The sequence below is a fragment of the Brevibacillus sp. FW301-21C12A genome, assembly GCF_058788915.1.
Window position 1 is genome coordinate 23,561 of the sequence record NZ_JBYTBG010000052.1, and the last position, 6,767, is coordinate 30,327.

Sequence of the window (6,767 nt, forward strand, 5' to 3'; positions counted from 1 at the left end):
TTACTTGCCCCACTCTTGTACGTATTGGGACAGATCGCCCATCGTTACTTTTTTATCCTTTGGCAAGTCTTCCTGTTTGACCAGCACCGGATTCAGCTTCACGCTGTCTGGCACTTGCTCGCCTTTCATTTTTTGGAAAACGGTCTGCGCGTGAATGCGTCCGATATTCGACGGATCTACCGCTGCTGTCGCGACCCAAGGAGAGTTTGGCTCCTGGATCAGTTGCAAGTCTTCGTCGCTCAGGTCGATGCCGTACACCTTGATCTCGGTGCGTCCTGCTTGCTGGATCGCACGGGTTGCCCCTTTGGCAAATTCATCCCACGATGCCCATACGGCTGTAATGTCGCCTTTGTTCGGATACTTTTTCAAAATCGCTTCCATCTGCGCTTGCGTATCCAGCGCGGTGTTGTTCGTTGCCGAGCCAAACGCGGCGATTTCCTTGATATCCGGGTATTTTTTCAGGAATGCTTCATACGTTACCTGGCGCTTTTCCATCGGCGCAAAGCCCGCTACCCAAATTTTCACGATGTTGCCTTTGCCGCCCGTATCGGCAGCCAGCTTTTCCAGGCTCAACTCGGCCAGCTTGTTGTCATCTTGCTCGACGACAGGGACGCCCGGCAGCTTGATATCGGTGTCGAACAGCACGACCGGGATCTTTTTGTCGACCGCTTTTTGCGTGCCTTGCTGCAGCGCTTCCGCCGTACCGTGGTCAATCAGGATGCCGTCAAAATTTTGGTTCACCGCAGCGTCGAGGTTGGAGGCCATTTTCGACAAATCGGTATCTGCGTTGAATACGGTCAGCTCGCCGCCGTTTTTCTCGACTTCCTGCTTCACGCCGTTAATGTATTGGGCAGAAAACGTGCCGACGTTTTGGCGCATAATCAAGGCAATGCGCTTCGCCTTCTCGCCGCCGGAAGCGCCGCTTCCCGCCTGATTTTGGGTGTCCGCTCCCCCGCCGCAAGCGGTCAAGGCCAGCGACGCAGCCAGTACGATTGATGTGACAAGACCCAGTCTCTTTTTCATCGAAAAATCCCCCTTTTTCTTTCTTCCTGCTGAGCTTCAAGCTGAGGAGGCTACGCCCTTCCAATAGGAAAAGCCTCTTTCAACAGATGAAAGAGGCTTGATCGACAAGATTCGCGCCTCTTATCTGTCAGGTATCGCTACCTGTTGGAGTTAGCACCTTGGCTCGCAAGACGGTGATCTTGCCAGCTAGGTTGCCGGGCATCATAGGGCCATTCCCTCAGCCTTCTCTGGATAAGAGTAGTTTTTATTTTCGCAACGTTTGTATTAATATATACAGACTATAATCCTTGTTTTACCCATCTGTCAACTGGGTTTTTGAAGCTTTTGTCCTCCAAAATAATCCCAACTCGATGTCCAAATTTTGGAGGAATTATGTAAGGTCTTGTCGAAACCTTGTAGATTGAAGCAAAAGCCATGCAAATTTGCGATGGGGATGTCTAATGAGTCTACTAAAAGAACTAATCTTGCAAATGTTTTTTGCCTTGACACCGTTTGTTTTGTTCAACATCTATTACCGCGACCGGATGCGTAACTATAGCCGTTGCTTTATTCTCGTAACCAGCTCTGTCTGCATGTTTCTGGCGATGACCTTCGCTTCGAGCGTCAACGAAGGAATCATTTTCGACATCAGGCACGTCATCGTCTTTTTCGCTCTGATCTACGGCGGAGTACGAATCGCCTTGATCGTGCTGATCGAATCAGCGCTGTACCGCTTTTATCTGGGCGGCGAAGGCACCTGGGTCGCCATGCTCGTAATGGCCGCCACGTTTGCAATCTCCCTCCTGATATATCAACGCTACAAAGCCAGTTATCGGAAAACACTGTTTACTCTTTTGACGGGTGCGCTTTTTTCCCTGATAGATTTGGGGTTGACCTATCTCAATTTTCCCACCTATGTATCCCATCAGCTTCCCTATCATGTGCTTGTGATTCCCGTTCAAAATTTTGTCGGCATCTGGCTGTTGATGTCGTTATTTAGCAAATGCGTATCAGACAAGGAATTGTTCATTCGCCATGCCCAAAACGAAAAAATCGAGACGATGAGCCACGTCGCCGCTTCACTGGCGCACGAGGTGCGAAACCCGCTCACGGCCGTCAAAGGATTTTTGCGCCTGATCCAGGAGGACCCGGGAAACATTGCGAAAACCGATCAGTACATTCGCATCAGCATGGACGAGATTCAGCGCACGGAAGCGATTTTGACGGAGTACCTGGCGCTGTCCAAGCCGCTCAAGGAGCGCACCGAGCTGATCGACGTATGCGAGCAGCTCCATGTCGTCCGCGAGGTCATGCTGCCGTTTGCCAACATGAACAACGTCGAGTTGGAGCTGCAAGCTTATGAAAAGCCCGTCACGATCATGGCCAATCCCGACGAGTTCAAGCAGGTGCTGGTCAACTTTATCAAAAACGCCATCGAGGCATGCGCGGAGACGGCCAAAGGGAAAGTCTCCCTGTCGTTGTTCATCGAAAAAAACAACGCCCTGCTCGTCATCAAGGACAACGGCATCGGGATGGACGAGGGCCAGATCAGACGACTTGGCACGATCTATTTTTCTACCAAAACGAGCGGGACCGGACTCGGCCTGACTTATTCCTATCACGTCATTCACACGTTTGGCGGTTCTGTGAGCGTGTCGAGCAAGCCGAAGGTCGGCACCAAGTTCACGATTACGTTTCCGTACCATCAGCCGCAGTAGCAGCTAGGCGAGTGGCCTGGTCATGAAAACCTGCTCGGCCAGCGTGGAAAAGCCCGCACTTTGCAAAATTCGGGTGGTTGCCTCATTTGCGACGGGCAAATTGACGGTGAGGCGATGAAGCTCCTGGTCCAGCGGAGCAAACACATGGGCCAGTGCGCTTGCGACAATCGCCTCCCGGTCTGCTCGTCCGGGACTGGCTTCACACTGAAACAGCAAGGCAGTCGTTTGCCTTCCCTGTTCATCAAAAATCCGCCTGTACAGCGCGTAGCCGCCCGCCTGCACGTTCTCGCGAATGGCGACCAGCGCCGCAAGCTCCACGCCCTGCTCGCGGTAAATCTGCAACGTCGCTTCGATCAACGCTTGCCCGACTCCGCTGCGCCTGTGCTTCGGCGCCACCCCTGTCCCTCCGTTCCAGCCGATTTTTCGCCCGCCTCTGTTCCATATCCCGTTCAGCACGATTCCGGCCGGCTCGCCATTTACAAACGCAACCAGCGAATGCGCGGGCGAAAGTTCCTCCTTCCCCATTTTCCAGATAAGCGTGTCCGGCGTTTTGGACTGGTCGAAAAAATAGCCGGAAAACCCTCTGTTGTACGCCAAAACGGCCTCCGCCACCGAACATTGCTCCATCGCCTTGAAAACAAGCATGGTCATTCCTCCCTGATTGAGATGACAACCACACTTATCCTCTAAAATGATTTTTAATTGATAAAATATTTTTAATAAATGAAATCGGCAAAATACACGCTTCCTTGAATGATAGCCTGGCGCGCCTGTACGCTGCATGCTGTCTGCCTTCCTCTCAATGCTGAACGGGCGGAACCCGCTGCGGATTGTCCGGATGTTTCTCAAAAAACAGCAAGTCGTTTTGCCGATTCAATGTGGCGAGAAAAACCTGCTCGATGGCGACGCCGCTTTTTTTCAGCTCCTGCAAAAGCCAGCCTTCGTCCCGTTCGCGGTACTTCAGCGCCTCTTTACATATTTTCCCTTCGACGATCACAGGCAGGGAGAGGCCCGTCGAGGCAGTCCGGATTTGCAGGTCTTGTCTCGTCACTGGCTGCTGCGCAGATTTTTTCAGGACAGTCAGTCGGCCATTGGCCTCGATGATCGCCATCTCAATCTCCGACAGGTCAAAAATGTCTTTTTCCCGCAGCATTTGCAGTACGTTATCGAGCGAATAGCGTATCTTTTTCAGTTGAGGGACGAGAAACTCTCCGTTGTAAAAAACGACCGTTGGCTCAAACGTGACCATTTTGCCGAAGCGCCTGGACACAATCGACCACTGGGACACGACGCGTTGCAGCACCCCGAGCGCCACAATCGCTACCGCAATGGGAATGTGGTGGACATTCGGCTCGGCAATATCGGCCCCGGTCACGGAGCCTAGCGTGATGATAATCATGAAATCAAAGACAGGCAGCTCGCCAATCGAACGCTTTCCCATGAACAGCGTCACGATCAACAGCAGCGGCAAAATCGTAAATACACGCCCGACTACAATCAAGCTCTCACTGAACAGTTCCACGCAAAAACGCCTCCTGCCCCAACCGTTTCCTCCTGTTACTATGTAAAGTTTTGGCAGTAATTATGCGAAAAGCTTTGCCCGTAAAGCACAAACCGTCACTGGCCCCAAAAAGACTGCCCCCGATCATTCGGGCTGACAGTCTCGCCAGGAGCTTTCGACCATATTTTTCATATAGCAGAAAAATTTCCAGCATATAGACATCGCAAAGCTACATCTTCCCCAGCCGCTGCGACGTTTTGCGGGCGACGTCCTTCACGCGCTCGATCAAATAATTCAACCGCTCTTCTTTCAAATCGAAGGTGACGATGCCGATGCTCAAAGCGCCAATTACTTTTTGCGTGTAATCAAAAACAGGTGCCGCGACCGAAGCCGTATTTTCCGTCCGTTCCGCGAAGCTGACGGCATAGCCGACTTTGCGGATTTCGGCCAGCTTTTCCATGAAAGCGGGCGTCTCCTCCTCGCCGACGAGCTGCAACACGATTTGCCGCGCTTCTTCTGCCGGCATGTGCGCCAAAACAACCTTGTTTGCCGCGCCGATGTGCATCGGGATGCGCAAACCAAGCTGGTCGTAGATGCGAATGTTGTGCTGGCTGTCCACGCGATCGATCACAATCGACTCCAGGCCGCTCGGCTGGCTGAAGTAAACGCTTTCTTCCACCTCTCTGGCAAGCTCCTCGATCATCGGCTTGATGACTTTGCGGTAATCAATCCGGTCGAGCACGCGCAGGCCGAACTCCATCCATTTGATCCCCAGTGTGTACTGCTTGGTAGCTGCATCCTGCTCCACCAGCCCGTGCTTCATCAGCGTGTACAACAAGCGGTAGATCGTACTCACCGGGAGCTGACATTCTTTCGCCAAATCGTTGATGGTCCACCACTTTCTATGCTCGTCCGACGCAAGTGCCGTCGCAATCGCCATCGCCCGATCAAACGATTGAATCACAGTCATTTCCCCTTTTTCCTCATGTCTCGTCTACCTCATCTTAAATGATTTGCCGTAATTTTGTGAATCGCAAAAAACTTCCTGCGATAGCCGCTGCAAGCCCGGAATAACGATTGACAGTGCAAAATCAGAATGTGTACACTGAAAATAAATTTTCGAAATATGAACAATATTCTACAATGTGGAATAAAAGGAGGCAACCATGTTCCAAGGCAGCCAATCCATGGTCAAAAAGCTGAAAACCGTCATCATCAAGCATCCCCGCGAAGCGTTTATCAGCCAGGCCCATCTCGACGCATCCTGGAAAACTTTTCACTATACAGACTGCCCTGACTGGGACAAAGCTTTGCAGGAGTACGAAAAATTCGAAGCGATCCTCCGCGAACACGTAGCCAACGTGCTGTACCTCCCGCAATCGGACAAAACCGGGCTCGACTCCCTCTACGCCCATGATCCGGTAAAGTTCACGTCCAAAGGCGCGATCATCCTCAAATCCGGCAAAGAGCTGCGCCAAGGCGAAGCGGAAGTGTACAAGGAGTTTTTGCAAGCAAACAACATCCCGATCCTGGGACAACTGACAGGCGATGCGCAGGCAGACGGCGGCGACCTCGTCTGGCTGGATGAAAAAACGTTGGCGATCGGGCTTGGCTTCCGCACCAATCAGGCGGCGATCGCCCAGATTAAGGAGATGGTCAAGGACTTCACGGAAGAAGTCATCGTCGTACCGCTGCCATATGACCGCGGCCCGGCCGAGTGCCTGCATCTGATGTCGATTATCAGCCTCGTCGACCACGATCTCGCTGTCGTCTACTCCAAGCTGATGCCTGTGTTTTTCCGCCAACTGCTCGTCGACAGAGGCATCGAACTGATCGAAGTGCCCGATCGCGAATACGAAAACCTCGGCAGCAACGTCCTCGCGCTCGCCCCGCGCGTGTGCATGGTCGTGGCGGGCAATCCGGTCACGAAGGAGCGGCTGGAAAAAGCAGGCGCTACCGTGTACGAATACGAAGGCGAAGAAATCTCCTACAAAGGCACGGGCGGCCCGACTTGCCTGACTTCTCCGGTGGAGCGTGTGTAGCTTCCTACAGACAAAAAGCCACGTGGACAGTGGCATTTTGTCTTGAGTGGGCCGACCAGTCTTCACCACTTCGTACATGGCTTGCTCTTTTCCATCTTTGGAAGCACGTCGAAGAAAAGAGCAGCTCTTCTTGAGCTGCCCTTTTCTTCAAACTGGTTCATATGCTCGCCCTTACGGCTTATCATTAATACTATCGGCCTTTCGCCATAATATTAGCTTACCTCTAGCAAACTATCTAGTCAATTCCCTTTTTTGATGTCGATTGAGTTTACTTTGCCCTCAACTCAATCAATTCTTTCTGAAGATCCTCTATCTGCTTTTCTAACCGTTTTTTATCATCCGTCAAATCTTCGACCTGTTTTTCCAACTTTAATTGAGTAATGTATTGCTTTGGAAAACAAATCTCAAAGCACTTCGTTTTTATCTCGAGCCTTTTGCAAAATTCACTTCTTGATTAGACGCGATAAATTCGAAGGAGTCCTTGCATGAAGAATTGTTATCAAA

The 6,767-nt window shown here is 51.6% G+C and carries 6 protein-coding genes and 1 riboswitch; of the genes, 2 read left to right on the forward strand and 4 right to left on the reverse strand.

What is annotated here, in order from left to right; translation table 11 throughout:
* Positions 1–1,023, reverse strand: a complete 1,023-nt coding sequence (locus AC3WQH_RS22520) for a sugar ABC transporter substrate-binding protein (RefSeq protein ID WP_492332256.1) — start codon at positions 1,021–1,023, stop codon at positions 1–3.
* A gap of 117 nt (positions 1,024–1,140) precedes the next feature.
* Positions 1,141–1,261: riboswitch (SAM riboswitch) on the reverse strand.
* A gap of 202 nt (positions 1,262–1,463) precedes the next feature.
* Here AC3WQH_RS22520 and AC3WQH_RS22525 point away from each other — a divergent pair.
* Positions 1,464–2,720 carry an ATP-binding protein gene (locus AC3WQH_RS22525; RefSeq protein WP_025844706.1) on the forward strand — a complete coding sequence of 419 codons (1,257 nt, stop codon included), beginning with the start codon at positions 1,464–1,466 and terminating at the stop codon, positions 2,718–2,720.
* A 3-nt stretch (positions 2,721–2,723) separates the two neighbouring features.
* Here the strand turns inward: AC3WQH_RS22525 and AC3WQH_RS22530 are convergent, their stop codons facing one another.
* The 3 genes from AC3WQH_RS22530 to AC3WQH_RS22540 all read right to left on the reverse strand — a co-directional run bounded on the left by AC3WQH_RS22530 (position 2,724) and on the right by AC3WQH_RS22540 (position 5,185).
* Positions 2,724–3,365, reverse strand: a complete 642-nt coding sequence (locus tag AC3WQH_RS22530) for a GNAT family N-acetyltransferase (protein WP_492332257.1) — start codon at positions 3,363–3,365, stop codon at positions 2,724–2,726.
* Positions 3,366–3,519: 154 nt separating this feature from the next.
* A complete protein-coding gene (locus AC3WQH_RS22535) occupies positions 3,520–4,242 on the reverse strand; it encodes a DUF421 domain-containing protein (RefSeq protein WP_025844702.1) in 723 nt (240 codons plus the stop codon).
* 208 nt (positions 4,243–4,450) lie between these two features.
* Positions 4,451–5,185, reverse strand: coding sequence for an IclR family transcriptional regulator (locus AC3WQH_RS22540; RefSeq protein WP_039971656.1), 735 nt, complete (start codon positions 5,183–5,185; stop codon positions 4,451–4,453).
* A gap of 202 nt (positions 5,186–5,387) precedes the next feature.
* On the opposite strand from AC3WQH_RS22540, the gene AC3WQH_RS22545 reads away from it, so the two are divergent.
* A complete protein-coding gene (locus AC3WQH_RS22545) occupies positions 5,388–6,263 on the forward strand; it encodes a dimethylarginine dimethylaminohydrolase family protein (RefSeq protein ID WP_005834529.1) in 876 nt (291 codons plus the stop codon).
* Positions 6,264–6,767: the final 504 nt, after the last annotated feature.